The organism is Listeria weihenstephanensis (assembly GCF_003534205.1).
GTDB lineage: Bacteria > Bacillota > Bacilli > Lactobacillales > Listeriaceae > Listeria_A > Listeria_A weihenstephanensis.
In genome coordinates this window covers 252,581-275,431 of sequence record NZ_CP011102.1, presented here as the reverse complement: position 1 = coordinate 275,431, position 22,851 = coordinate 252,581, and the positions used below count along the sequence as shown (strand labels likewise).

22 protein-coding genes are annotated in these 22,851 nt (G+C 42.3%); 7 read left to right on the top strand and 15 right to left on the bottom strand.

Annotated features, from left to right (window positions below):
* Positions 1 to 21 precede the first annotated feature (21 nt).
* Entirely contained in the window at positions 22 to 954 is a 933-nt protein-coding gene (locus tag UE46_RS01250) for a WCX domain-containing protein (RefSeq protein ID WP_233230962.1), read from the bottom strand.
* Positions 941 to 2,185 (bottom strand): WYL domain-containing protein, encoded by a 1,245-nt coding sequence (locus tag UE46_RS01245; protein ID WP_036063519.1) that lies wholly within the window; start codon positions 2,183 to 2,185, stop codon positions 941 to 943. The genes UE46_RS01250 and UE46_RS01245 overlap by 14 nt, the downstream gene beginning before the upstream one ends.
* Before the next feature lie 88 nt (positions 2,186 to 2,273).
* Between UE46_RS01245 and UE46_RS01240 the strand changes: the two genes are divergently transcribed.
* Both UE46_RS01240 and UE46_RS01235 read left to right on the top strand, forming a co-directional pair.
* A complete protein-coding gene (locus tag UE46_RS01240) occupies positions 2,274 to 3,491 on the top strand; it encodes an RtcB family protein (protein ID WP_036063521.1) in 1,218 nt (405 codons plus the stop codon).
* Between the two features lie 131 nt (positions 3,492 to 3,622).
* On the top strand, positions 3,623 to 4,486 hold the full coding sequence (locus UE46_RS01235) for a hypothetical protein (RefSeq protein WP_118907347.1): 864 nt from the start codon (positions 3,623 to 3,625) through the stop codon (positions 4,484 to 4,486).
* A gap of 44 nt (positions 4,487 to 4,530) precedes the next feature.
* On the opposite strand, the gene UE46_RS01230 is transcribed toward UE46_RS01235, so the two are convergent.
* The 3 genes from UE46_RS01230 to UE46_RS01220 all read right to left on the bottom strand — a co-directional run bounded on the left by UE46_RS01230 (position 4,531) and on the right by UE46_RS01220 (position 6,055).
* Positions 4,531 to 4,941 carry a type II toxin-antitoxin system HicB family antitoxin gene (locus tag UE46_RS01230; RefSeq protein ID WP_199897195.1) on the bottom strand — a complete coding sequence of 137 codons (411 nt, stop codon included), beginning with the start codon at positions 4,939 to 4,941 and terminating at the stop codon, positions 4,531 to 4,533.
* Between the two features lie 24 nt (positions 4,942 to 4,965).
* A complete protein-coding gene (locus UE46_RS01225; protein WP_233231009.1) occupies positions 4,966 to 5,178 on the bottom strand; it encodes a type II toxin-antitoxin system HicA family toxin in 213 nt (70 codons plus the stop codon).
* A 124-nt stretch (positions 5,179 to 5,302) separates the two neighbouring features.
* Entirely contained in the window at positions 5,303 to 6,055 is a 753-nt protein-coding gene (locus UE46_RS01220) for an SDR family NAD(P)-dependent oxidoreductase (RefSeq protein ID WP_036063526.1), read from the bottom strand.
* A gap of 94 nt (positions 6,056 to 6,149) precedes the next feature.
* Between UE46_RS01220 and UE46_RS01215 the strand changes: the two genes are divergently transcribed.
* Positions 6,150 to 6,515 carry a MerR family transcriptional regulator gene (locus UE46_RS01215; RefSeq protein WP_036063527.1) on the top strand — a complete coding sequence of 122 codons (366 nt, stop codon included), beginning with the start codon at positions 6,150 to 6,152 and terminating at the stop codon, positions 6,513 to 6,515.
* A gap of 233 nt (positions 6,516 to 6,748) precedes the next feature.
* Here the strand turns inward: UE46_RS01215 and UE46_RS01210 are convergent, their stop codons facing one another.
* The 7 genes from UE46_RS01210 to UE46_RS01180 all read right to left on the bottom strand — a co-directional run bounded on the left by UE46_RS01210 (position 6,749) and on the right by UE46_RS01180 (position 15,409).
* Positions 6,749 to 7,105: a DUF805 domain-containing protein gene (locus UE46_RS01210; protein ID WP_036063528.1), complete on the bottom strand. Its 357-nt coding sequence runs from the start codon at positions 7,103 to 7,105 to the stop codon at positions 6,749 to 6,751.
* Positions 7,106 to 7,208: 103 nt separating this feature from the next.
* Positions 7,209 to 8,174: a HoxN/HupN/NixA family nickel/cobalt transporter gene (locus UE46_RS01205; RefSeq protein WP_036063529.1), complete on the bottom strand. Its 966-nt coding sequence runs from the start codon at positions 8,172 to 8,174 to the stop codon at positions 7,209 to 7,211.
* Positions 8,175 to 8,324: 150 nt separating this feature from the next.
* The gene (locus UE46_RS01200) at positions 8,325 to 8,513 is read right to left on the bottom strand and encodes a hypothetical protein (RefSeq protein WP_036063533.1); all 189 of its coding nucleotides are present in this window, start codon (positions 8,511 to 8,513) and stop codon (positions 8,325 to 8,327) included.
* A 68-nt stretch (positions 8,514 to 8,581) separates the two neighbouring features.
* Positions 8,582 to 8,920: a zinc ribbon domain-containing protein YjdM gene (locus UE46_RS01195; protein ID WP_036059091.1), complete on the bottom strand. Its 339-nt coding sequence runs from the start codon at positions 8,918 to 8,920 to the stop codon at positions 8,582 to 8,584.
* A gap of 44 nt (positions 8,921 to 8,964) precedes the next feature.
* Entirely contained in the window at positions 8,965 to 9,288 is a 324-nt protein-coding gene (locus UE46_RS01190; protein WP_036059090.1) for a type II toxin-antitoxin system RelE family toxin, read from the bottom strand.
* Positions 9,285 to 9,605, bottom strand: a complete 321-nt coding sequence (locus UE46_RS01185; RefSeq protein ID WP_036059089.1) for a hypothetical protein — start codon at positions 9,603 to 9,605, stop codon at positions 9,285 to 9,287. Before UE46_RS01185 ends, UE46_RS01190 begins: the two co-directional genes overlap by 4 nt.
* Before the next feature lie 143 nt (positions 9,606 to 9,748).
* Positions 9,749 to 15,409 (bottom strand): SpaA isopeptide-forming pilin-related protein, encoded by a 5,661-nt coding sequence (locus tag UE46_RS01180; RefSeq protein WP_051492787.1) that lies wholly within the window; start codon positions 15,407 to 15,409, stop codon positions 9,749 to 9,751.
* A gap of 453 nt (positions 15,410 to 15,862) precedes the next feature.
* Between UE46_RS01180 and UE46_RS01175 the strand changes: the two genes are divergently transcribed.
* On the top strand, positions 15,863 to 16,582 hold the full coding sequence (locus UE46_RS01175) for a YebC/PmpR family DNA-binding transcriptional regulator (protein ID WP_036059088.1): 720 nt from the start codon (positions 15,863 to 15,865) through the stop codon (positions 16,580 to 16,582).
* A gap of 204 nt (positions 16,583 to 16,786) precedes the next feature.
* Positions 16,787 to 16,933, top strand: coding sequence for a hypothetical protein (locus tag UE46_RS16190; RefSeq protein ID WP_233230961.1), 147 nt, complete (start codon positions 16,787 to 16,789; stop codon positions 16,931 to 16,933).
* 208 nt (positions 16,934 to 17,141) lie between these two features.
* On the opposite strand, the gene UE46_RS01170 is transcribed toward UE46_RS16190, so the two are convergent.
* The gene (locus UE46_RS01170) at positions 17,142 to 17,531 is read right to left on the bottom strand and encodes an ester cyclase (RefSeq protein WP_036059087.1); all 390 of its coding nucleotides are present in this window, start codon (positions 17,529 to 17,531) and stop codon (positions 17,142 to 17,144) included.
* A gap of 113 nt (positions 17,532 to 17,644) precedes the next feature.
* Between UE46_RS01170 and UE46_RS01165 the strand changes: the two genes are divergently transcribed.
* Positions 17,645 to 19,057: an MFS transporter gene (locus tag UE46_RS01165; RefSeq protein ID WP_036059085.1), complete on the top strand. Its 1,413-nt coding sequence runs from the start codon at positions 17,645 to 17,647 to the stop codon at positions 19,055 to 19,057.
* Positions 19,058 to 19,102: 45 nt separating this feature from the next.
* On the opposite strand, the gene UE46_RS01160 is transcribed toward UE46_RS01165, so the two are convergent.
* Both UE46_RS01160 and UE46_RS01155 read right to left on the bottom strand, forming a co-directional pair.
* Positions 19,103 to 19,432 carry a nucleotide pyrophosphohydrolase gene (locus UE46_RS01160; protein WP_036059083.1) on the bottom strand — a complete coding sequence of 110 codons (330 nt, stop codon included), beginning with the start codon at positions 19,430 to 19,432 and terminating at the stop codon, positions 19,103 to 19,105.
* 19 nt (positions 19,433 to 19,451) lie between these two features.
* A complete protein-coding gene (locus tag UE46_RS01155; protein WP_036059115.1) occupies positions 19,452 to 21,101 on the bottom strand; it encodes a DUF2075 domain-containing protein in 1,650 nt (549 codons plus the stop codon).
* Between the two features lie 182 nt (positions 21,102 to 21,283).
* Between UE46_RS01155 and UE46_RS01150 the strand changes: the two genes are divergently transcribed.
* Positions 21,284 to 22,813, top strand: a complete 1,530-nt coding sequence (locus UE46_RS01150) for an AMP-binding protein (protein ID WP_036059082.1) — start codon at positions 21,284 to 21,286, stop codon at positions 22,811 to 22,813.
* The last annotated feature ends 38 nt before the right edge of the window (positions 22,814 to 22,851 follow it).

The window sequence follows — 22,851 nt, the reverse complement described above, 5'->3', positions numbered from 1 at the left end:
ATGTTCCTCCCCATTTTTGTTTTACAATTGTAGTTGCCGTTCAAGCCTCCGCTTCACTTCCCCAACAACACTCGCCGGTTCCAGCACCTGCATCATCGGACCAAATGACAAAATTTGAATCACAAGTTCCGTCAAATCCCCTCGCGTACAATAAATCACGAGCTCAAACACATTCTCGCGCTCCGTCCGAAACGCCTTTTTCTTATAATCCGCAAAATGAATCAGCGCCCGATCGACCGCATTCCGGTGGTCCACAACCAAACATGTCACCATCACCAGCTCCGCCTTATGCTCTGGCAATACCACATCCATCCGCGTCCCAACCCGCACGTCCACAACCTTCGCCAAATTCAGCGTAAACGGCTTCAAATCTCCCTTTCGAAAACAAAGCAACCGAAACTTATCATTCTTCTGCGAAAACTCCAATCGAAACGGCAAAAAAGTCCCCGTCATCCGTTCTCCGTCCCTCACCTGATACTCCAATTCCAGCTCCCGCTTCTCCTCCAATCCCTGCAAAACAAGTCCAAATCGCGCCCTGTATCCCGGTTCCAAATAAGCATCCCCATCCCGAAACTGGTCAAAACACCAAATCGTATCCACATCAAATAACACATCATATGCGCCCAGATCCCGCTCGAACCCTGCGATCTCATCATCCGTCAAAAACAACCCCATCCGCGGATCACGCAATACCGTCTTCAACCACCGCTTCTCCAAAATCCCCTGCACCGGCATCCAATCCCGTTTCAGAATCCCCGCATAAACTCCTGCATCCTGCTCCACCATCAAATGCCACTGATCCATCAACTGCGGTAACAAATGAAGCCCACTCTCATCGAACCCCCGCTCCCGCACAATCTCCGTCATTTCCTGCCGCGTCAATCCCCGTTTCTGCGCCAAAATCTCCTGAACAACGCGGTAATACGTTCCGTAAATCTCATTAAATATCTCCAACCGTCGTCCCCTCCTCAAAATAAAGCCGATACATATCCGCAATCTCCGCATAAAACTGCCGTTCCCAAGCCGGATCTCCCGAATCCAAACTCTCAATCCGCCCCACAAGCGTCCGTAAAAATGGTTTCATCCCATTCAAATCATACGTCGCAATCTCAAATACAAACCGCTTCGAAGTCAAACGCACCAACGTCCCATGTCGCCCTTCCATCCGAATCCGATCCAACATATACGCCTCGCGAATCTCATCAATCACAAGCGTCACGCGCAACTGATGCACCACTCGCCGATCAAATCCCGCGCTCCACATAAATTTTCGAACCTCATCAAAATGCTCCTTTTCCATCACGAAATCCGTCGCAACCTCCGCCATCTCCACCCGCTCAATCTGATCCAGCCGATGAAACGCAAAAAACTGTCCCGCCTTCGATTTTCCAACAACATAACGCCGTCCCGATTGCCCGCTCACGAGCACCTTCACCGGCATAAATCGCATCGCCCGCTCTCGCCCGAACCGCGTCAACATCACCCAGCGCTCCTCCCTCATCGCCAGCAATAAATCCAAGCACACCTGCTCCTCCAACGTATGCATCACAAAATAGTGCTTGTAACTAAACACCGCATCCATCGCGTCCTCCTGCTGCAACAAATAATGCCCCAACACACCAAGCGGCGCCATCTCCTTAAAAAATTGCACCGCTCGCAACGCCCGGCCCGACAACCTCACACTCGCCACCCGCGAAAAATAAATCTCCCGTCCACGCGTTTCCCGTCGCAACACAGCAAGCTCCACATACTCCGCCAATTTTTTCCGTAACGTCAGCGCCTCCACCATAAATCCGTCCTGAAAATACACCAAATAATCCGCATCAATCCGCGCCAGCACCTGGTTCACCGAATACGCCTCGCCTTCCTTGAAAATATCCATCAACACAAAATGCAGAAAAATATCATTCTTCGTAAAACTCTTCGCCTGCCAGACCGCAAACATCGGATTCTCCGTCACCTCATTCGGATCAATAAACAACCGCAACGCCTTCCCATTCCTCTGCTGCTCAACCTCCACATACTCCCGCAAATAACTCTCAATCCGGCGCCGCTCATTATCATAACTCCGACCACTTTTCGCCGTGAAATCCTCCCGTTGCTTAAACCCATACACATAAAATTCCCGCACATAATTCCTAATCACTGCGAAATTTTTAATCAACTCATTAAACGATTTTGCCATTTTGTCCCCCGTTCGCACCTTTTTTTATAAGATAAACCCGCGCAAATTCTCTATACTAAAACCATAAACCAGAAATGAGGAAATGACAATGTTTACTTACTACGAAAAAAATGAAACCAAGAAACCAATCAAAATATGGCTGTCAGACCAATCGGCAATCGAGGATGGATGCTTCGAGCAAGCAAAGCAAATCGCGAACCTTCCATTCGTCTACAAATGGCTCGCCCTCATGCCTGACACCCATCTCGGCGCAGGTATGCCAATCGGCGGTGTTCTGGCCACAGAAAACACGATCGTTCCGTACGCAGTTGGCATGGATATCGGATGCGGCATGTGTTACGTCCAAACCGATATCCACGAAAGCGAACTCACCAAGAATTTCATCCAAAGCGTCGTGAACGAAACACTATTCACCATTCCAGTAGGCAAAGCACGTCACCGCGAAGCCCAAAAATCCGCCGTCATCGACATGGCATTCGCACAAAAAGACCATTACGAACTCCTGCCAAACGCAGCGGAACTACTCGAAAACGCCTACTATCAAGTTGGCACACTCGGCGGCGGAAACCATTTCATCGAATTCCAAAAAGACGAAAACGGCTATCTCGGCATCATGCTCCACTCTGGAAGCCGCCATCTCGGCGCCCAAATTTGCCAACACTTTCAAAAACTCGCCGTAAAACTTAACAACCAATGGCTCAGCGAAACACCTGAAGGAAGCCGACTTGCCTTCCTACCAACCGATTCACAAGAAGGAAAGGCCTACATCGAATGGATGAATCTCGCGCTTGACTACGCATTCGAAAACCGCGAAGCCATGCTCCAAGCGACAATGGAAATTTTCACAAAACAGGCCAAGAAAAAGCTCAAAAAAACACCTGCGTTTACCGATAAAATCAACTGCCATCATAACTACGCCTCTCTCGAAAACCATTACGGCAAAAACGTCTGGGTTCATCGCAAAGGCGCAACACGAGCAAGAATTGGTGAACTCGGCATCATTCCAGGCGCGATGGGCGCAACAAGCTATCTTGTTCGTGGCCTTGGCAACCCAGAAAGCTTCCACTCCTCCTCGCACGGTGCTGGACGAAATTTCTCCAGAACCCGCGCTAAAAGCAATTTCCCGATGGAAGACGTGTTGCAAGATCTAAACGATCAAAACATCGCAATCGGCAAGAAAAATCTCCTAGACGTCGCCGAAGAAAGCCGTTTTGCCTATAAAAATATCGATGAAGTCATGCAAAACCAGACTGATCTCGTCGAAATAACCAAAACTCTACAAACACTCGGCGTCGTAAAAGGCTAAAGAAGAGGTTCATAGCATCAACGCCATGAACCTCTTTCACTTTTTAACTCACAATCCATAATTTTTCACTTCCAGATATTGCTTTTATCATGTGATACTGTATACTTACATATAAAGGGAGGAATACAAAAATGATAGAATTAGCTTTAATTTTCGTTTTTATTGGCTTGCTAACACTTTTCACTAAGAAGAAAAGCTTCAAAAAAGGGATGTCACTATTTTTAGCCGTTGGTATGGTCGCCATTATTTTAGCTGGATGTGGAACCAGTGACGAGCTCACCAAAGAGGAGCCAGCCAAGCAACAAGAGAAAACGCCTACATTAAAAGTCACTACCGCGGACACGTTTGAATCCGATGAAAATGGGACCGTTACGATCTCTGGGAAAACAGAACCTGACGCTGAATTAACACTCACAGTAGACGGCCAATCAGACCAAACGGCAACATCCGATGCAGACGGTAAGTTCTCATTCGCGATTAACGAAGTACCCGCCGATGGTAGCGCCGTACTTACAACGACCTGGAAAGGCCAAGACAAATCTCAAAACATTACATACCAAGCCAATCCCACTTATAAAACAAAACTAGCTAAAATCGAGCAGGACAAAAAAGACGCAGAAGCAAAAGTCGCTGCCGAACAGAAAAAAGAACAAGAACGACTCGCCGCAGTTGCAGCGGAGGAACAACGGGTGGAAGCTGCTCGTGTCGCGGAAGAAGCCCGCAAAGTAGAGGAAAAACGTGTAGCTGACGCAAAAGCGGCAGAAGATGCGAAAAATCGTGCCAACGCTCGCGCTGCTGCTGAAGCAAAAGAAGCCGAGCAAAAACGCCAAGCTTCCGAACAACAACCTCAAGGCGAAATGGTTTACATCACAGCAACTGGCAAACGATATCACTACACTCAAAGCTGTCGTGGCCTCAACAATTCCAATGGTGAAACACAAGTCACTTTATCAGATGCACAATCACGCGGACTCACCAAATGTAAATTCGAATAAAAAATAAACGCTAGTTCGGCAATTTTCGCGAACTAGCGTTTTTATTATACATTCAACTTCTCTTTCAAACTCTCTTGCAACGTCTGTGAAAAATTAATATTCTCTTTCTCAGCTAAACTGTTCAACCAAGATGGAATCGTTAGCGTCTTTTTAACCGCCTGACTTCCATTTTTAACTTTATACGCCAAATAATCAAAATCAATCAGCGCAATAAACGCGCCTTCTTCCTCTACAGAAACATATCCTGGGTTTGACACCGTTGGAAGAGACTCCCCATTCTCCTCCAGATCATACAAATAAATACCTAACGCGTCCTCCGCCATTTCTGTTGCTGTAGCAATATCCTTGCCCCCAGATAGTACTTCTGGAATATCAGGAAACGAGACCCAGTAACCGCCATCTTCTTCAGGATGATAAATCGCTGGATAATATACCTTTTTCGGGAATTCCATCATACACTCCTCCTCTCAAATTGGATATTACTTCAAACCAGCTTGCTGTAAAATTGCTTGTTCTAATCCTCTACCTAATGTTTTGCTATGGTATGGTATGGTATGGTATGGTATGGTATGGTATGGTATGGTATGGTATGGTACCGTAGTCGCCCTGTTTGTTACTGGATTCTTGAAGAACATATGGGAACCTTGTGTCCTAACGTGCTGGAACCCATTCTTCTTCAATAACCTCGCCATTTTTCTAGGAGTTATCGGCATACTCATACCTCCATTTCTCTATACCATTATATTAGCACGTATTAACACGTATGCAAAGTGTTAAAAAAACAGATCGCCCAAAGCAATCTGTTTTCCCTCTATATTAACCTGCATAATGATTAAACTGCGGGTCCTTTAACTCGAACTCATAAGTGAAGCCATCCACGATCCCAAGCACTTTCTCACTATCATAGAGATCCAGCAAAAACCCTGCCATCTCTTTAGCCGTATGGAATTTTGCGACTCTACCCTCATATTCGAATTCATTTTCATCACGCGCACGCTTCGCAAATTCGGTTTCTGTCGCAGCTGGTGCTAAAACTTTAGCTTTCATTTTAGCATTGTTCGCTTTTAATTCATGTGACAACCCCTCCGTAAATGCACTAACATAAAATTTAGTAGCGCAATAAGTAACGGCATTAGGAACAATCGTATAACCGCCGCCAGATGATATATTAATCAACTGCGTACCTGCAATTTCCGCATAATCTCGAACAAAAAGAGAAGAAAGAATTGTTAACGCCTCAATATTGAGCTGTAACATCGATTCAATTTTAGAAAGTCTTTGTTCGCCAACTGTATCAAAATTACCGAATCCAGCGTTATTTATCCACGTTTCTAGCTCTAAATCTTTCAAACTTTCATATAATCCATACACATTTTCTGCTATCGTTAAATCAGAAACTCGCAATTGAACATCCACATCTGCATTTATTTTCGCAACTTCCGCTCTTAATTTCTCCAACTCTTCTTCACGGCGCGCCACAATGACAAGATTTTTTCCTCTCGTTGCAAATGCCAATGCAGTTTCATAACCAATTCCTGAACTTGCTCCCGTAATCACCGTATATTTCATGTTCATTCCTCCAATGGCTTTCGCCGTATTTTTATGGTATAGTCGCAGTATAAGCCTTATAGTAAACTCTAAGTCAAGCGTCAGGAGGAATTATATGTATTCCATTGGAGAAACCGCAAAAATGGTCGGTCTAAGCGCCTATACATTGCGTTATTATGAAAAAGAGAAGATTATCTCACCATCACGAAATGCAAACGGAGAGCGGGCTTTTGATGACCAGCATATTAAGTGGCTTCAATTCGTCATTCGATTGAAAGCTACACAAATGCCTATCGCTCAAATCAGAGAATATACCGAATTATTTTTAGAAGGCGAGCATACCGCGCGGCAAAGACTCGAACTCTTGCAAGCTCACCAGCTATTTATTCAAGAACAGCTCCAAAACCTGACTAGCGTCGAAAGCGAATTACAATACAAAATTGAAAACTACGAGCGCATCATTGCTTCTCCGATGAAATAAAAAAAGAGTCTGGGACATAACCCAGATAAATCGGCGACAAGCGCTCGCATTCAGGGAGTTTGGCGGACTTCCGGTACTCATGTACAGTCGTACACTCCGCTTCCGGCTTCCACCAAACTCCCTGAATACAAACGCTTTCACTCGATTTGTGTAAAGCAAAATCTTTCGTCCTACCCGAAGTAAATGAATAGGCGATTTTGCTTTATCTAGAGTTTTGTCCCAATCTCTTTTTATTATTTTCCTAATGGATCTGCGCCAAAACGGTTCGTGCCTTTGTCTCCCGCTGTACAATAGAAGACAAGCATGATGATCCAACCAACTAGCGGAATAAGTGCCATTAAAATGAACCACCCACTCTTGTTTGTATCATGTAAACGACGAACCCCAAGGCTGATCATTGGGAGAAACACGATTAACGCTAATATCCCATCCACATAATAAATAAATTCACTAACATAACTAAGAATACCAAGAACAAAGAATATCAACCAAATCGCAAGCCATGCAAACCAGTACTCAGAACGGCTAGCTCTTCCGCTAAAATTCACATAGTTCCCCCAAAAAGCTTTAAATGCTTCTGAAAATCCCATTTTTAAAACAGCTCCCTTTAATATATTAAGTATTAATTTTACCATAGATTAACTCATTTTTGGGACTATTTTTATATTCCTTATAAAATTTAATCCAACTACATCAAGTTCGTTTTTGATATTTCGATATGAGCATCGCACAAAGCCAGATAACCAGGAAAGAAATCATCAGCGTAATCCCAAAACCATTAAAATCAATTCCCTCGATAAAATGGCTCACCGTCGTATTCAGTTTTGTATAACTAAGTAAGAATTGCAGCAGGATCGTACTACCAACAATCACTGCTGAAACAACGGAAATCACTGTCACAATAACATTATAGCGATACCGCCGTTTATGATTATCGTAAGCCCAGCCGTATGTTTGACTCATAATAATGCTATCCAACGTATCAAATAAACACATACCTGCTAAAAATGATAGTGGTAAACATAACAAACCCAGCGCCGAAACCGTCGTACTCGATTGCACACTAATCGTAATCAGCCCGATTTCCGTAGCGGTATCAAAGCCCAAACCAAATAAAAAACCGATTGGGTAAATATGCCAGCTTTTTGTAACGAACTTATTTAGCGGTTCTACAAGGCGTACAATAAAGCCGCGCGATGCCAAAGCCTCGTCCATCCCAACTCCAGCCCGTTCCGCTCGTATCAATTTTCGCAACGAAATAATATTCGAAATCGCAATTAAAATTAGAAACGTTCCCGCTACAATCGTGCCAATTGCAGGACCATAATCCGTAATAAATGCCCATTTACCAGATAATTTCCCAGTAACCCAAATGAGGACAAAAATCATTAAAATAACTACCGTCGAATGCCCCATTGAGAAGAAAAATCCAACGCCGTTTCCATCTGTTTTCTTACTTACTAACTTGCGAACCGTGTTGTCTATCGCAACGATATGATCCGCATCAAAGGCATGTCTAGCCCCATAAGTATACGCAAGAATGGCACTTGCAAGTAAAGCCGGTGTTGTTCTCACATAGATCAATAATAGTGTAATCGCAACTATGTGAATCATAACAATAAGTAACGCATAAAGTGGAATTGAAGCTGTTTTTCGCATCCCGTGTTCGCTTCCTTTCATTGGAGAAATTCATGATTGTTAAGCGTCCAGCAAATATATACATTGGTAACATTTGCTCCATCTTAAGCTATCATCATATCACCAATTTTCGAAAGCGTCACACCATAACCTATTTTTTGGCTAAAAAACTTACTTCAAGTCATCCAGTTCTCTGTAAGCTTCCATGTATTTCCCACTATCAGCCACCTCTGCGTGATATAGAGCCTTCAGCGCATAACCTTTCTCCAAATCATGTTCTTCCATCAGTTGCTTCAACTTTTGTTGCAATCTCGCATCTTCTCTAACTAACTGTTTCATTTGTGATTTTATATATCTCATTCTTCTCCACCTCCACTCTAAAAAAACGCCCGCCATAAAATAAGCAAGCGCCTCTCCCATTTTGCAAATTAAAGCTTCTTAACAAACTCTGACTTTAATTTCATTGGTCCAAAACCATCAATTTTGCAGTCGATATCGTGATCGCCGTCTACTAAACGAATGTTTTTTACTTTAGTTCCGATTTTGACCACGGATGAACTTCCTTTTACTTTCAAGTCCTTAATCACCGTGATAGAATCGCCATCTGTTAAAACATTACCATTAGAATCGCGGACAACCTTCACGTCATCACTTGCTTCGGCCGCATCGAGAGACCATTCATGACCACACTCTGGACAAATAAATAGACCTCTATCTTCGTACGTATATTCTGAATTACATTCTGGGCATTTTGGCAAATCAGCCATATTTTAGTTCCTCCATTTCGATTTTATACTTCTATTATAGTACATTATCGCGTGGAACTCCATGCCGCGGCGATTTCTTTCTTCAACTCGTTCAAAGCCATCTGGAAAACAACATCGTCTTCTCGCTTGGCAATCGTTAAAATCGTGATAATAATTGTGCCATTGTCGATCGTGTAAATCAGGCGCAAACCGTCCGCGCGAAACTTTAGTTCCCGGCATCCTGCAAGCTCTCCGCCTAGTGGTTTACCAATCGTATCTCCACGCTCAGCCAATCGTTTGATACCTTTTAAAAGCATTTGTTTCACCGAGCCATCCATTTTCTTAAGTTGTTTCGCCGCCAAGTTGGTTAATTCGATGTCGTAACTCATTCAAAAAGCTCCGCATCGGGCGTTCCATCATCCTCTATTCCAGATAAATCTAAAGCAACTGTGGCACTTGTCCCACTCTGAATCGCACGCAATTCGGCTTCCGCTTGCTTGTAGTATTCCATCTCTTGTGCCTCCAATGCTAGATTATACATTGCTAGGTAATCATCATAACTTAAGATAACCGTATCGATCTGGTTCTTATTCGATACAAAAATTGGATTATTTCGCGCTTGCTTCTTAATCTTGCTAAATTCCTTGTTGACTTCACTTGTACTCACAAGCTGGCTTGGTTTTAATGACGGTTCTGTAAACATCATTTTAATCACACCCCTTATATAGATAGTATACCACGACCGAGTTTAAAATCATAGTTACATCCTATTTTAAAATCAATCAATACATCGATTCTTAAATATACAAATAAAATGCGCCCACTATGATCGTGAGACGCATTCTCAAATTATTTTCTGTGTAACCTGAACCATCCTGCAAGCAATACCGCGCCCATCATAACAAACAATACAGGCTCTGTTTGACTATCTCCGGTTGCTGGTAATTTGTCGCTTTTCAGTGGTTTTACCGAGCTTACTTCGGATTTATCTTGTGGTTTATTCGGTTTTGGCTTATGCTCTTGGACTACCAAACCTTTATCCGGCTTCGGTTGCTTATCTACCGGAACTATTTTTGTAGGTATTCTGTTATTCGTAAATTGTAACTGGACAGCTTCTGGTTTATCCTTTGCCTTTGCACCAATTTGGAATGGAATCGGCGTTTCATCTTTTTCGTAACCAGCTGGTGCTTCTACTTCTATAAAATGATATTTCCCTGGTACGAGTTGTTCGACTCTCACTTCCCCATTTTCATCTGACACTAGATTCTCCGCTACGATTTTGCCCTGATCATCCATCAAGTTGAATACGGCGCCTGCCAACACGTTTTCCATACTATCGATTTTTGTTAAAATGGCAGATCCTTGATAGTTTACAAAATCCGCTAATTCAATCACTTCTGGTGCTCCAAATATTTCATTTTTGACTGTAAATTTCAGCGGGGTTGTATTTAAAATATAATCTTGCGGTGCCTTGGTTTCCATAATTTCATACTCGCCAGGCTGTAAACCTGTAAGCGTCACAGTGCCATCTTCGCCAGACATAATATCATTTTGCAATACTTGTCCCGTTTGTTGGTTTACGAGCTGGAATGTAGCACCCGCTAAGCCATGATGCATCTCATCCGTTTTCTTAAATGTCACTTTCGCTTGGTAATTAATAATGCGGCCAACGTCAACCGAATCAAGCTTGCCCGAATATTTATCTAAAATAGTAAAATACATCGGATTCGTGTTGATAATATAACCATTTGGCGCTTTCGTTTCAACGATTTTGTAATAACCTGGAGCTAAATTACCATAATCAATACGGCCATTTGACGCGGCTATCGTTGTGTCGACCACTTTTCCATCGGTATCATAAATGGTAAATTCAGCGCCCTCGAGTGCGTCACCGCTCTCGCCTTCTTTCACCAACGCCACTTTCCCTTTAAAATTGGTGAACTCTCCTAAATCGACAGTTTCTGGTACGCCTGGTGCTGATTCAGGAATGTTGAGTTCTAATGGATAGCTATTTAAAACATATCCCGTTGGCGCCTTCACTTCCACGACCGTATATTTCCCTGGCGCGATGTTTGATGCCTCCACACGTCCGTCGTTTCCTGATGTGATCGTCTTTATAACATTTCCATCCACATCTCGAAGTTCAAATACAGCTCCAGCCAATGGTTCATGCTCCGTATTTTCTTTTTGCAATTTAAAACTTCCTTGGTGATCTGTGAACGTCGTCTGAACTTCTGCTGGTTTGCCCTCTGATTTATCTGTAATTGTGAATTCTACCGGCGTCTCGTTGATTAAATAACCTTGCGGCGCGGCAACCTCAACAAAACGATACGTTCCTGGTGCCAATCCTGTTACATCGACTTTGCCAGCTTCGTTTGTCTGTAAATCAGTTCGAACCGTGGTACCATCTTGATCCACAATTTTGAAAGTAGCTCCCGACAAAAGGTCACCGTTCTCGTTATTTTTCACAAGCGAAACGCTACCTTTATAGTTGATAAAATTGTCTAGTTTTTGCACATTAGGTTTGCCATCAACCTCCGCAGCAATTGTAAAATGGAGTTGCTTCGTATTAATCGCGAATCCCACTGGCGCCTTGGTTTCCGTGATAGTGTACGAGCCTGGCGCCAAATTTTTAGCACTTACTTTTCCAGTTTCGTCTGTCGTTAGCGTTCTGATCACAGTATCATCCTGATCTTGAAGAGCAAATTCGGCGTTTGTTAATGGATTTCCAGCCTCGTCTTGCTTCATGAACTCGATGCTACCTTGATAATTGGTGAATGGGCCTACTGACACATCAGGAATTTTTCCGTTCTCATCTTGCGTCACCACAAAAGGAATAGCCTTTGGATTAACGATAAACCCTTGTGGGGCAGTTGTTTCAATCAAACGATAATTGGCTGGTAATAAACCTTCAATCACGAGCCTGCCATCCGCGTTTGTCTTAAATACCTCATCCACGCGAATGTCTAACCAATCCGCTCCAACTTGCCACTGTAACTTAAATACGGCTCCTGCCAACGCCTGATTTTCCTCATCCTGTTTCGTAAGCGTCACTTTATTTTGTGTATTCACGATCTTTTCTATATTTTTAGCATCACTACTCGACTTCGAAATGGTGAACTGCTTGCCACGAATTAACTCGTCCGACACCGTATAACCTTCTGGTGCCTTCACTTCTTTCAAAATATAGTTACCGTACGGCAAACTTCCAAAAGTGATTTTCCCGTTTTGATCCATCGTGCCTTCACGCACAGCAACACGATTCGTTTTATCCCATAATTGGAATTTAGCACCTTGTAGCGCCTCGTCATTCGCGTTCACTTTTTGGAAAGAAATACTGCCTTTTATGCCAACTGCCGTCCCACCACCGCTTGAAACAACGACATCCAGTTCAGTAGTTTCTCCACCAGTTACTTTTTCTTCATGGTTACCGTTGATTTTGACATTGTTAAAAACTTTATCCGTGTTGCCAGTCATCATCACCATCGTGCGATATTCGATAACATAGGCCTCATTTAATTCGTTTTTAAAAGCAATTTTCAACTCTTGTTGGCCCGTTGCATTATCTGTCGTCAAATTGAGCGTGTAGTCTTCACCTAGAATCAGCTTAGTGCTTCGATTGACCGAAAGCGAACCATCTTCACTGACAACCGTCCCATAAATCACGAGTGAATCCATGTCTATCGATTGATTTGGAGATGGGCGATCCGTCACAACAACGTCCTCTATTTGCGAGAGGCTCGGATTGACCGTAACCGACCAGTTCACAAAACCATCATCGTCCTGCATCCCCGATTTAAGCGCAAATCTATCGCCATATTTCACAGATACATCCGCACTGAGCGTCTGATCTGGATACGTATCATTTTTGAAAACAGCATGATTTTGATAATTTGCGGACACGATTTGCCCCTTCACACTTGTATCAAATTCCACGAGGTACATCGAGGCTTTACCGTCTGGAAATTCGACTGTTAACGTATTCTTGTTCTTTTCCGAAGGCTCCGTAATGGTAAATTTCGAATAATCAGCGGCCTCCGCACCTTTTTGAATAGATCCATTCGCATTTACAGCATAACTATAGATTTTTACAGATTTCGGCACAAACTGCTGATTTCCAAGAATCGGATCCACTAGTTTGGCATTTCCAAGATCGGTACCATCATAGTTAACACCTGTCGCCCAAGTGATGTGGCCCGTTTTAGCGTTATAACTTCCTTGTTTAAAACCGTTATTTTTCGCAGCATGATTTGGATCGAAAACTGCCTCAGAACTACTTCCAAACGGTTTTCCATTCGCATCTAACCAAGTGGACGACGCACTATTTTTGAAATTCCGATCATCCGTATCCCAAACTTGGCTCATATCAAACGCCGTCTTATAAGAAATCTTAAATTGACGCTCCGTTTCCGCTTTATAATCATTTAAAAATTCAATAGTAAAAACGTTCGTTTGCAGATCATAGACAAGTTCATAGTCCTTGCCTTTCTTTAAGTTAGATTTGCCGTTCACATCGTAAACTTGAACCGAATCAGTATCTAGCGTCAAACCTTTACTTAGTGTGTCGGTTAGCTTCCAATTCTTCATCACGTAATGGTTTTTATTCACATCGATCGTCCACGCTACTGTCTTTTTTTTATAATCCACAGCGCCTAATTTCTTCACTAAGTTTTGCTGATATATCGTCCCAGAACCGCTGCCTCTTTGTCCTGAATCAACGCTCACCTCATTGGACACACCAATATTCCCGTCCACCGTTCCAGTGATCCCAGTCTTATATTGCATAACAACCGCGCCACTTATATCATGTAAAAAGTGAGTATCAAAACCAGTCGCAGTTTTCACGATTTCATAGTCTGTACCAGCTACGAGCGGCGCACCGAGTATTTCCTTGCCACTTGAATCAAAAGTAACATTATACAATTCCATGGAACCATCTACTAAAGTCATCCGATCTGAACCAAATGTATCTTTGATAATAGCATTCACTTGATCGATATGTTTCTCGCCGTAGTTGTATTTTACAGTCCAATCATAGGTTTGTTTAGCCGAATCATAGCCTGTTGCAGCTTTCGCAAGTATTTTACCATATGTAGCATTCACGGTAGCCGATGTACTTATTCCTTTTGTATCGTCATCGCTGAATAATTTTGCATTGTTTATAAACTTAATCTCACCACCATCTAGCGGCTTTTTATCATTGTTTATCGAGGTATTATACACAAGACGGTAGGCACTATTAATCGGATTCGTAAACGTCACATTCCCATTTTCGTCAACCGTATAACCAGTCGTCACAAGCTTTTCACTACCTGCAACCACATTCCCTTTTAAATCAACATCTATTGTATATAATTTCACAAATTCATACGTCAAACCGCTTGGAATTTCTTCCACGACTCTAGCATTGACTAATTTATCTAGCCCTTTATTAATTTCAACATTCCAAATCACATTATCCGGATTTTGAACCTTATCAAAATGACCGCTTTTATCAATCATCGCGCCACCGATCGGCTTAATCGTAACTTCCATCGTTGGCAATTGAGATTCATTCGGAATTTTTATCGTCGTATCGCCAGGCCCGTCAATGCCATTTCCGTTAAAACCAGCCCCAAAATGAAGTGTCCCATGCACATCTGAACTGCCTTTCACTTCATCCGTAAACGTAAATGTCACCTTGCCACTTGTATTTACCGTCGCCGTTCCATACTCGCCTAAATCAATCGTCATATTTTTCGGAACTTTTATATTATCTGGCAATTCAAACGAATAATAATCCCCAGCATTGATTAGCGCACCCAGTTCATCCGAAATTTGCCAATCAAACGCAAAACGAATCGAATCTTCCACAGTCGGTTCTGTCACTACTTGACCGTCTTTATCCGTATACGTTACAGACATATCTGACAAAACCGACTGCTTTTTTGAGTAACCCAGTAACATCATAATGTCCTTTATGTCTCGCGGTCCTTCACTCGCAGCGTTTGGGCCCGGCGCAGCCAATGCTTTCTCGTCCGGCTGTTCTGCTTGCTTCGTATCTGCTTTTGCAGCCTCTTTTTTCCCAACATCTTTTGAAATCATCCCAACACCATCAGAAAAAGTCACCGTATCCTGCGCAAGATCTCCGTTGTACTCACCAGCAACTAGAAAATGAAAATCCGTATCTGTTCCACTAGGAATTAAGAATTGAATAGTATTATTTTTTACATCAAAATCACCCAAAATATTCTGTTCTGCATCTAAAATATGTTTTTCATTGAGCAATTTCATTCGCACATTATCGGAAACCTTTATTTCTGCTTCCTTTGCTTCGTTTGAATGATTAACCATATGCCCACTGAGCCTATAATTATCTGTACTATCTGCGCCCTTTTCCATAACAATATCTAACAATGTAACGCCCTCAACATCTTTTGTATCTGTAGTTGTTTGTGCTGTAACCAATTGCGGTAAAATCATTTGTAGTACCAAAAGAAGAGCCGCCAAAAGACTAAAAAACCTTTTCACTATTGTTCTCCTCCAATTGAACAAGGATCCCCTTCCAAACACGAACACGCAGAAATACTGTCATAAAGCCCGTATAGAGAGAAATCATTGCCTATTTGTTATTCATACTAAGATCATTTTACACATATTTTCATTTTAAACTAGAGCTAATTTACAAAATGATAATTTAGTAACATTTTTTACATAAAAATTACTAAATGGGTTTTTCGTCACATTTTAGACACATTCCAGCCGTAATACGACCTTTTTTCTATCCATAAGTGACACTTTTGATTCTTATCGAATTATTCCGCATCCACAAATAAGCATTTATACCTACATTAGATATCACTATTTCTGAAGCGGTAAAATCAGCTTTTACAATTAATTCTGCATCGCACTTAACAAATCCGCCCAATACATTTATAATAGAACAGAGCAAATGAAACTCCTAATCAGAAAGAGAGTGGTAATATGGGCCGTAAATGGGCAAATATTAAAGAAAAGAAAGCATCAAAAGACGCAAATAATAGTCGTATCTACGCAAAATTCGGGGTTGAAATCTATGTAGCCGCAAAACAAGGCGATCCAGATCCCCATTCCAATCAAAAACTGCGCTTCGTTATTGAACGCGCCAAAACATACAACGTTCCTAAACACATCATCGACCGCGCTATCGAAAAAGCAAAAGGTACAGGCGATGATAACTATTCGGAGCTACGTTACGAAGGTTTCGGTCCCAATGGCTCAATGGTGATTGTGGATGCGTTAACAAACAACGTAAACCGCACAGCATCAGACGTTCGCGCTGCTTATAGTAAGAACGGTGGAAACATGGGCGTGAGTGGTTCCGTTGCTTATATGTTTGATAATACCGCGATTTTTGGAATTGCAGATAAAGATGCGGATGAATTGTTGGAGTCATTGATGGAAGCGGATATCGATGTACGTGACGTCGTCGATGAAGATGGTCAAGCGATTGTTTATGCCGAACCAGAAGATTTCCATAGCGTGCAAGAAGCGCTGAAAGCCACTGGAATTGAAGAGTTTACGGTAGCTGAGATCGAAATGATAGCGCAAAATGAAGTAACGCTCGAAGAAGAAGATTTGGTAAAATTCGAGAAGATGCTAGATGCGTTGGAAGATTTAGAAGACGTGCAGAAGGTATATCATAATGTGGATTTGGGAGAGTAATCTCTGAAATTGTAATAAACGCTATGTCTCATATCTGAGACATAGCGTTTATTTATTATAAAAAAACAACTCTTTTCGAGTTGTTTTTGCGCAGGATATAATGTAGAATAGAGTCTAACAAGTAAATGTTATGAGTAGTTGGCTAAATCCTAGTGCGATTGCGGGGTGATGCCTATGATTGTTTGTACCTTCATTCGATTCGAAATGAGTGGAGGTGATAAAGTGGACGTTGGTACGGCAATAGAGTTGATGCTATTTTTTGTTGGGGCTGTTCGAATTGTAAATGAGTTACAGCTCCAATATAAGCGCGAACAAAGTGAGCTGTTAGTCCTTCGTGTACAGCCTTGTTAACCTACATGAAAAATGATCGAAAAAAATAAACTACTCACATGCTTAGGAGGCTATTGAATAGTTTATTATGACAAAAATGGCCAATCATTCTTAATATGACCTTGTTAGGAGAGTTATGTTAGTCGCATAGCTCTCTTTTCAATATTATTATACCAATTCATCATTCTTTTTGCAACACTAAAACATATTCCATTCAAATTGAATCTCTCTATCCCTCCTGCAATTCCAACCCCTTACGATCTATCTGAATCCAATACTCCACAATCTTCCCATTCTCTACTAAATAAACCGCGCTGGCAATCTCGATAATCTCTTTTCCCTTCTGATTCTCTCCAATTTGCCGCCACCTCACATACACCTTCGCCCCATCAGCCAGCACCTCTTGAATCTCCAACGAAAAATCACCGTACTCATCCAACATTTCCTGCACATGATCCGAGTAATCTTGCGGTGAACGCGTCACACTATATTCCTTTTCAGCCTGAACTTGGTGTGCAATGACCCTATCTACCATAAACTCCGATGCACGCTCAATTTCTTTCCCAGATCGCACAATCTTGAAAAATTCGCTTACAATCTCTTTTTCACTTTTTATCATGTCGAAATTCCTCTCTCAGATTGGATTTTGTATCGATTATAGCATATACTTTCGAATAGGCGTTTAGGATTTGGCTTGGGGGAAATAGACTAATTAAACGAGGGGGTTCGAAAATGGAGAAAACAGATAGACGAAGAATGTTGGCACTGGTTTCTATCATGCTGGGTGCTTTTATATCATTACTCGATACAACGATTGTCAATGTTGCGCTACCAGACATCACAACCGCGCTTCATGCAACAAGTGAATCGATTGAGTGGATTATTTCAGGATATGCATTGGCGTTTGGGGTTGTCCTTATTTTAGCGGGACGGCTAGGCGATCGCTTCGGTCGGAAAAATATTTATATCTTTGGGATTTTGCTATTTTTAATTATGAGTATCACGGCTGGTTTCGCGCAAACTGAGGAAAGCTTAATTATTTCCCGGGTAATACAGGGGCTTGCGGCGGGATTATTCTTCCCACAAATCAATGCTGTTATTATGGATATGTACCACGGTAAACAGCTCGGAAAAATCTTCGGAATACTTGGCTCGGTAATAGGTGTCGCAACGGCGATTGGGCCACTTGCAGGCGGATTGTTGATTGAGTTATTTGGGCCTGATAACGGTTGGCGCGCAGTGTTTTTCGTCAATGTACCGATTGTTTTGGTGACGCTAGTTCTGGCGATGCTTTACTTGCCGAAACATCAAGCGCCGAAAGAGAAGGTGCGATTCGATATTCCTGGTGTGCTGGGATTGACGCTTGCTTTGATGTTACTGCTGTATCCTGTTATTTCACGAGGCTCCAACGGGTTCCGATTCGTCGATTATATGTGGATGGCGTCCTCGATACCATTCTTCCTGTTATTGTATTGGTGGAGTGTACGGCAGGCAAAACGCGGAAATCAGCCTTTAATTTCACCTAACTTGCTTAAAAATCAACCATTTGTATCAGGAATGCTACTTTCGCTAGTTTATTTTGCGGCATTTACGAGTATTTTCTTCATTTTGTCGGTTACATGGCAAACTGGTTTTGGGCAGTCGGCGATTTCGTCTGGGCTTGCTATTACGCCATTTGCAATTGGGAGCGTAGTTGCAGCAGCGAACAGTAATCGGTTTATTATGAAGATTGGACGGAAGCTTCTGCATATTGGGGTGGCTTTGGTGATAATCGGATTATCTGCGGTTTCTGTGGTTTTTCAGATGCATGATGGTGTTTTTTCGGCATGGTGGATTGCGTTACCGTTGTTGATCGCAGGACTTGGAAGTGGTTTGATTATTGCACCGCTGAATAGTTTTACGCTTTCGACGGTGGTTGGGCCTGAGCGCGGTGGTGCAAGCGGGATGTTTAATACGGCGCAACGTGTTGGTTCCTCTTTCGGGATTGCGGTTGTTGGTTCGGTATTTTTCAGGACGCTTGGGGACGCTACCGGGGGTTCACAAGCACAGGCATTTTCGGACGGCTTGCAGACGAGTATGTATGTGAATATCGCGCTGTTGCTGGTTTGTTTTGTGTTGGTGTTTAGATTGCCGAAGAAGATATGAACAAAAAAAACGGCTCATTCCATGATGCGAATGAGCCGTTTTATTTTATAACTCTGTGTACTTTTTACTACTTCCCTTACTGCTTGCTATGGGGTATTTCAAACTGTTCTTATGCAGCTTTTCCTCAATTATCTCACTGACGTCCATGTTCAAATCTGACGCAAGCATCAACGAGTATATCAAAACATCCGCAATCTCTTCTTTCACATTCTCCATATCCCCATTTAGGACTTCTTCACTTGTTTTCCATTGAAAATTTTCTAGTAATTCCGCTGCTTCCAATGAAATCGAAATAGATAAGTCTTTCGGATTATGAAATTGCCGCCAATCACGTTCTTCTCTGAAACCATTTATTTTAGCCAGTATATCGTCCACCTCAAGTACCTCCTAAAAATTAATTGGTTAATGACTCTAGTTTCAGACGCAGTTTTGAATCCGAGGCATAAATATATAAGCCATGAATTCCTCGTTTCATCAGGACATTGATAGAATTTAAAATAATCTGTGTCTTTACTTCTTCTACTCGATCTGCAGGAATATCCTCCCTCGCCTTGAATGCCTCTGAATCCTTATAATTGGTAGTTATAATCTCCAGTTCGTCTTTTTCAAAATTGTAGGATACAGACGGTCCCAGAATGATTCCCACGTAATTCAAATCAAACCCTTGAATCGTATAAATAGAGCCGACTTCATTAATCGTTTCGTCAACCTCTGCCCATGTTGTTTTATAGTCGGTACGGTTCCATGGTAGTTTAAAATTGGGTTCCTCTATAAAGTAGTCTTTCTTGTCTTTTTTGTGCAGATAATCAAACGTGGATACTAATCTGGACAGACCGTACTTCTTATTCTTCTGCTGAATTTTCTTGTACATTTCACCTGCATCTGAAAAAATTTCAAGTTCAAAGCTATCTTTTCTCGCGTTCGTGACCGATTTTGGTAGCGGTAGGACCTTTTTATTTGTAAATGCGTCCATCCAATTTAGAATTTCTTCTTCTGCTCGAATCCTAAATTGATTTGTTAGCATAAGTACCTCACTATGAATACCGCGTTTGACATGATTAATTAGATTGTCATCCCAATAACTCTTGAACTTTAGTACCTGCTTTCGATCGTATACGACAATTGTAATCTTGCTCTGCTTGATGATTTCCTCCAAATGATTGTCTTGATTGAAATTATTATAACTATCTTTTTTGGAAAGTAGTAAATGTGCCTCGTCGACAAATACTATATCAGCTACTGCCTTCTCTGGCCTTGTTTTTCTATTGATAAAACTGGTTGGCTTCATGAAATTCTTTTTCTTTAGATTTGGTAATGTTTCTGAAATTTCTTTGTAAGTTTTCAGCATTTCCTGATGGTTTACAAGTAAATAATTTTCCGTATCGTATAATTTCGAGGCTTTATCCTGTGAAAGATCTTGTATGGTATTGAAAGTCGAACTTAGAACCACACTTTTCCCCGTACCAGCGTCACCCTCAATGAAGAATATACTGTGCTTGTCATCGTCAATATGCCTTTTACAATAATCGATAATGTGATGCTTCAAATCCATCTGTTCTGCGGATAATTCTTTATATGGTGACAATTTGAAAACGTCTTTATTCCTCAGATCGTCGAGAGTCTCCCTGACAATATTCTGCTCGCGAAGTTCATCCCAGATAGAATCGAAAAACGTCTGATCGTAATACTCTTTGTTGTAATAATCATGTATTTTATTATCCAAAGTTTGGCTGACATTTTGAAGCTTATATCTTTTCTCGGCAATAAAAAAGTTGATCAGATTCGTTTCTACATTGTAGGTGGCCGACTGATTGAATTTTTCGTTACCAATGAATAGAGCGGTTTTTAATGATTTCCGTTTTGTATCGCTTAGATGTTGTTTCATTCGTCGTTGCAAATGAACAGTTTGCCCAATGTATGCAGCCGGTCTTTTGGTATCGTTGTAGAGAATGTAGACGATTGGGTAGTTATTGAAGTACGCTGAATCGATTTCTTGGATTGGTTCTTTTTCGAATTTTTTAATCTGGATTAGTTTTGAATTCATGTTCATTTCCCCTTTAGCATCGAACAGATCATTATGATATTCTCCTATTATACCAAACAAAGAAATATTATCCTCCTATTATTATCGATTTCTACTAAATTTCTCCTAACACTTTGTAAACTCCCTCACAATAATGCTATAATAACCCCATCACAACCAAAAAAGGAGTTGACCACCCATCCATGTTTAACAAATACAAACCACTAAACCTCTATACCAATTTCGCGGAAGCTGCGGAGCGTTTTCCAGGCCAGGCGATTTACTTCGACGAGCCGCTGACTGCTTTTCCTGAACTTCAATTGCAAACTACATACGCGGATTCAAAAAATGCCCTCATCACGAAGGCGACGCAATTGTACAAAATCGGTGTCAAAAAGGGCGAGAAGGTCATCGTTTATAAATCAGCCAAATTCGACACGTACCTTTTAGCTGTTGCGGTCTCTTATCTCGGTGCGGTGCCAATCATGATTTCGGCGCATCTTCCTGCTGAAACGATGGACATTCTGGTCGCGAGGCTGGACGATCCTTGGATGATTTTTGACGGGGATACGGCGGCAAAAGCGCAAAGTCTGAAAAACCTGCCTGCCTCGAAATTAATCGCGGTTGAGGAAATTCTCGCAACGACTTTTGGCAAGCTTTGTGAGCAGGATTTCCTTACGCCTGACACGATTTCCTACATGACTCATACTTCTGGTACGACTGGGGTTCCGAAGCTCATCGCGCATTCGGCGAACTCAATGGGATGGCGGACGAAATGGCAAAAGAATATTTTGAGTCTCATCCGCAAGCGTGGTTTGGTCGCTTTTCATATTTCGCCGGTGCATTCGCGTTTTAATATCGGGATTTCGTCGCTTATGGCGAAGGGATTCCCGCTACTTCCAATTGCGAATCCGAGTCGCGCCAACATTACGCGCGTTTTGACGGATTATGCGCCGATGGTTTTGGAAACGCATCCGAATCATTTTGTGCAGTGGGCGTCGCTTGCTCGGGAGGAGCCTGACGTTTTTCAGAGTGTGAAGTATTATCATTCCACGTTTGACGCGATTAACAAGGAGACGATGGCGACTTTTTTGCGGTGCTCGGAGTATCGCTTGCCGGTGTTTTTGCAGGTGTATGGGCAGAGTGAATGTGGTCCGATGATTATGCGGTTCCATACGAAGTCTACGCTTAAACGGACGAATGCGCGTGCGATGGGTATTGGAATGCCTGGTTTGACGAAGGCGCGGATTGTAAATCAAGACGGGAAACCGGTTGCTGCTGGCGTAAGCGGGAATATCCAGATGTTCTCGAAAGGTCGGGCGCTGACGTACTACAAAGAGACGCCGCGCTTTGAGGAAAATGTTTATGGAGCTTGGTGGGACAGTGGCGATTACGGTGTCAAAAGTCGACTCGGAGGTCTTTCCTTGCTTGACCGCCAAGTCGATCTTGTTGATAAAATTGATAGTACGCTCGCGATTGAGGATGCCCTGCTTGATGAACTGACTTTTCTGGATGAGGTCGTGATTATTCGGGGGAAAAATGGGAGTCCGCAGCCGATTGTTGCGGTGAATGAGAGCGCGGAAATGAATTGGGATTTGTGGTGGAAAAAAGTATCTGACTTGCCGCATCTCAACGAACCGATTCTCATGAAATATGATGAAATGCCAAGGACGGCGACAATGAAAATTCAGCGTTTGGAATTGGAACGTTCGCTTCAAAATAGCGAAAATTAGACGCAAAAAAGGATAACCACCGCCTCACTGGGATGGTT

What these genes read in the sequence shown, in the direction of transcription:
- UE46_RS01245 (WP_036063519.1), bottom strand. Translation starts at nt 2,185, where the DNA reads ATGGCAAAATCGTTTAATGAGTTGATTAAAAATTTCGCAGTGATTAGG.
- UE46_RS01240 (WP_036063521.1), top strand. Translation starts at nt 2,274, where the DNA reads ATGTTTACTTACTACGAAAAAAATGAAACCAAGAAACCAATCAAAATA.
- UE46_RS01235 (WP_118907347.1), top strand. Translation starts at nt 3,623, where the DNA reads ATGATAGAATTAGCTTTAATTTTCGTTTTTATTGGCTTGCTAACACTT.
- UE46_RS01230 (WP_199897195.1), bottom strand. Translation starts at nt 4,941, where the DNA reads ATGATGGAATTCCCGAAAAAGGTATATTATCCAGCGATTTATCATCCT.
- UE46_RS01225 (WP_233231009.1), bottom strand. Translation starts at nt 5,178, where the DNA reads ATGGCGAGGTTATTGAAGAAGAATGGGTTCCAGCACGTTAGGACACAA.
- UE46_RS01220 (WP_036063526.1), bottom strand. Translation starts at nt 6,055, where the DNA reads ATGAAATATACGGTGATTACGGGAGCAAGTTCAGGAATTGGTTATGAA.
- UE46_RS01215 (WP_036063527.1), top strand. Translation starts at nt 6,150, where the DNA reads ATGTATTCCATTGGAGAAACCGCAAAAATGGTCGGTCTAAGCGCCTAT.
- UE46_RS01210 (WP_036063528.1), bottom strand. Translation starts at nt 7,105, where the DNA reads ATGGGATTTTCAGAAGCATTTAAAGCTTTTTGGGGGAACTATGTGAAT.
- UE46_RS01205 (WP_036063529.1), bottom strand. Translation starts at nt 8,174, where the DNA reads ATGCGAAAAACAGCTTCAATTCCACTTTATGCGTTACTTATTGTTATG.
- UE46_RS01200 (WP_036063533.1), bottom strand. Translation starts at nt 8,513, where the DNA reads ATGAGATATATAAAATCACAAATGAAACAGTTAGTTAGAGAAGATGCG.
- UE46_RS01195 (WP_036059091.1), bottom strand. Translation starts at nt 8,920, where the DNA reads ATGGCTGATTTGCCAAAATGCCCAGAATGTAATTCAGAATATACGTAC.
- UE46_RS01190 (WP_036059090.1), bottom strand. Translation starts at nt 9,288, where the DNA reads ATGAGTTACGACATCGAATTAACCAACTTGGCGGCGAAACAACTTAAG.
- UE46_RS01185 (WP_036059089.1), bottom strand. Translation starts at nt 9,605, where the DNA reads ATGATGTTTACAGAACCGTCATTAAAACCAAGCCAGCTTGTGAGTACA.
- UE46_RS01175 (WP_036059088.1), top strand. Translation starts at nt 15,863, where the DNA reads ATGGGCCGTAAATGGGCAAATATTAAAGAAAAGAAAGCATCAAAAGAC.
- UE46_RS16190 (WP_233230961.1), top strand. Translation starts at nt 16,787, where the DNA reads ATGAGTGGAGGTGATAAAGTGGACGTTGGTACGGCAATAGAGTTGATG.
- UE46_RS01170 (WP_036059087.1), bottom strand. Translation starts at nt 17,531, where the DNA reads ATGATAAAAAGTGAAAAAGAGATTGTAAGCGAATTTTTCAAGATTGTG.
- UE46_RS01165 (WP_036059085.1), top strand. Translation starts at nt 17,645, where the DNA reads ATGGAGAAAACAGATAGACGAAGAATGTTGGCACTGGTTTCTATCATG.
- UE46_RS01155 (WP_036059115.1), bottom strand. Translation starts at nt 21,101, where the DNA reads ATGAATTCAAAACTAATCCAGATTAAAAAATTCGAAAAAGAACCAATC.
- UE46_RS01150 (WP_036059082.1), top strand. Translation starts at nt 21,284, where the DNA reads ATGTTTAACAAATACAAACCACTAAACCTCTATACCAATTTCGCGGAA.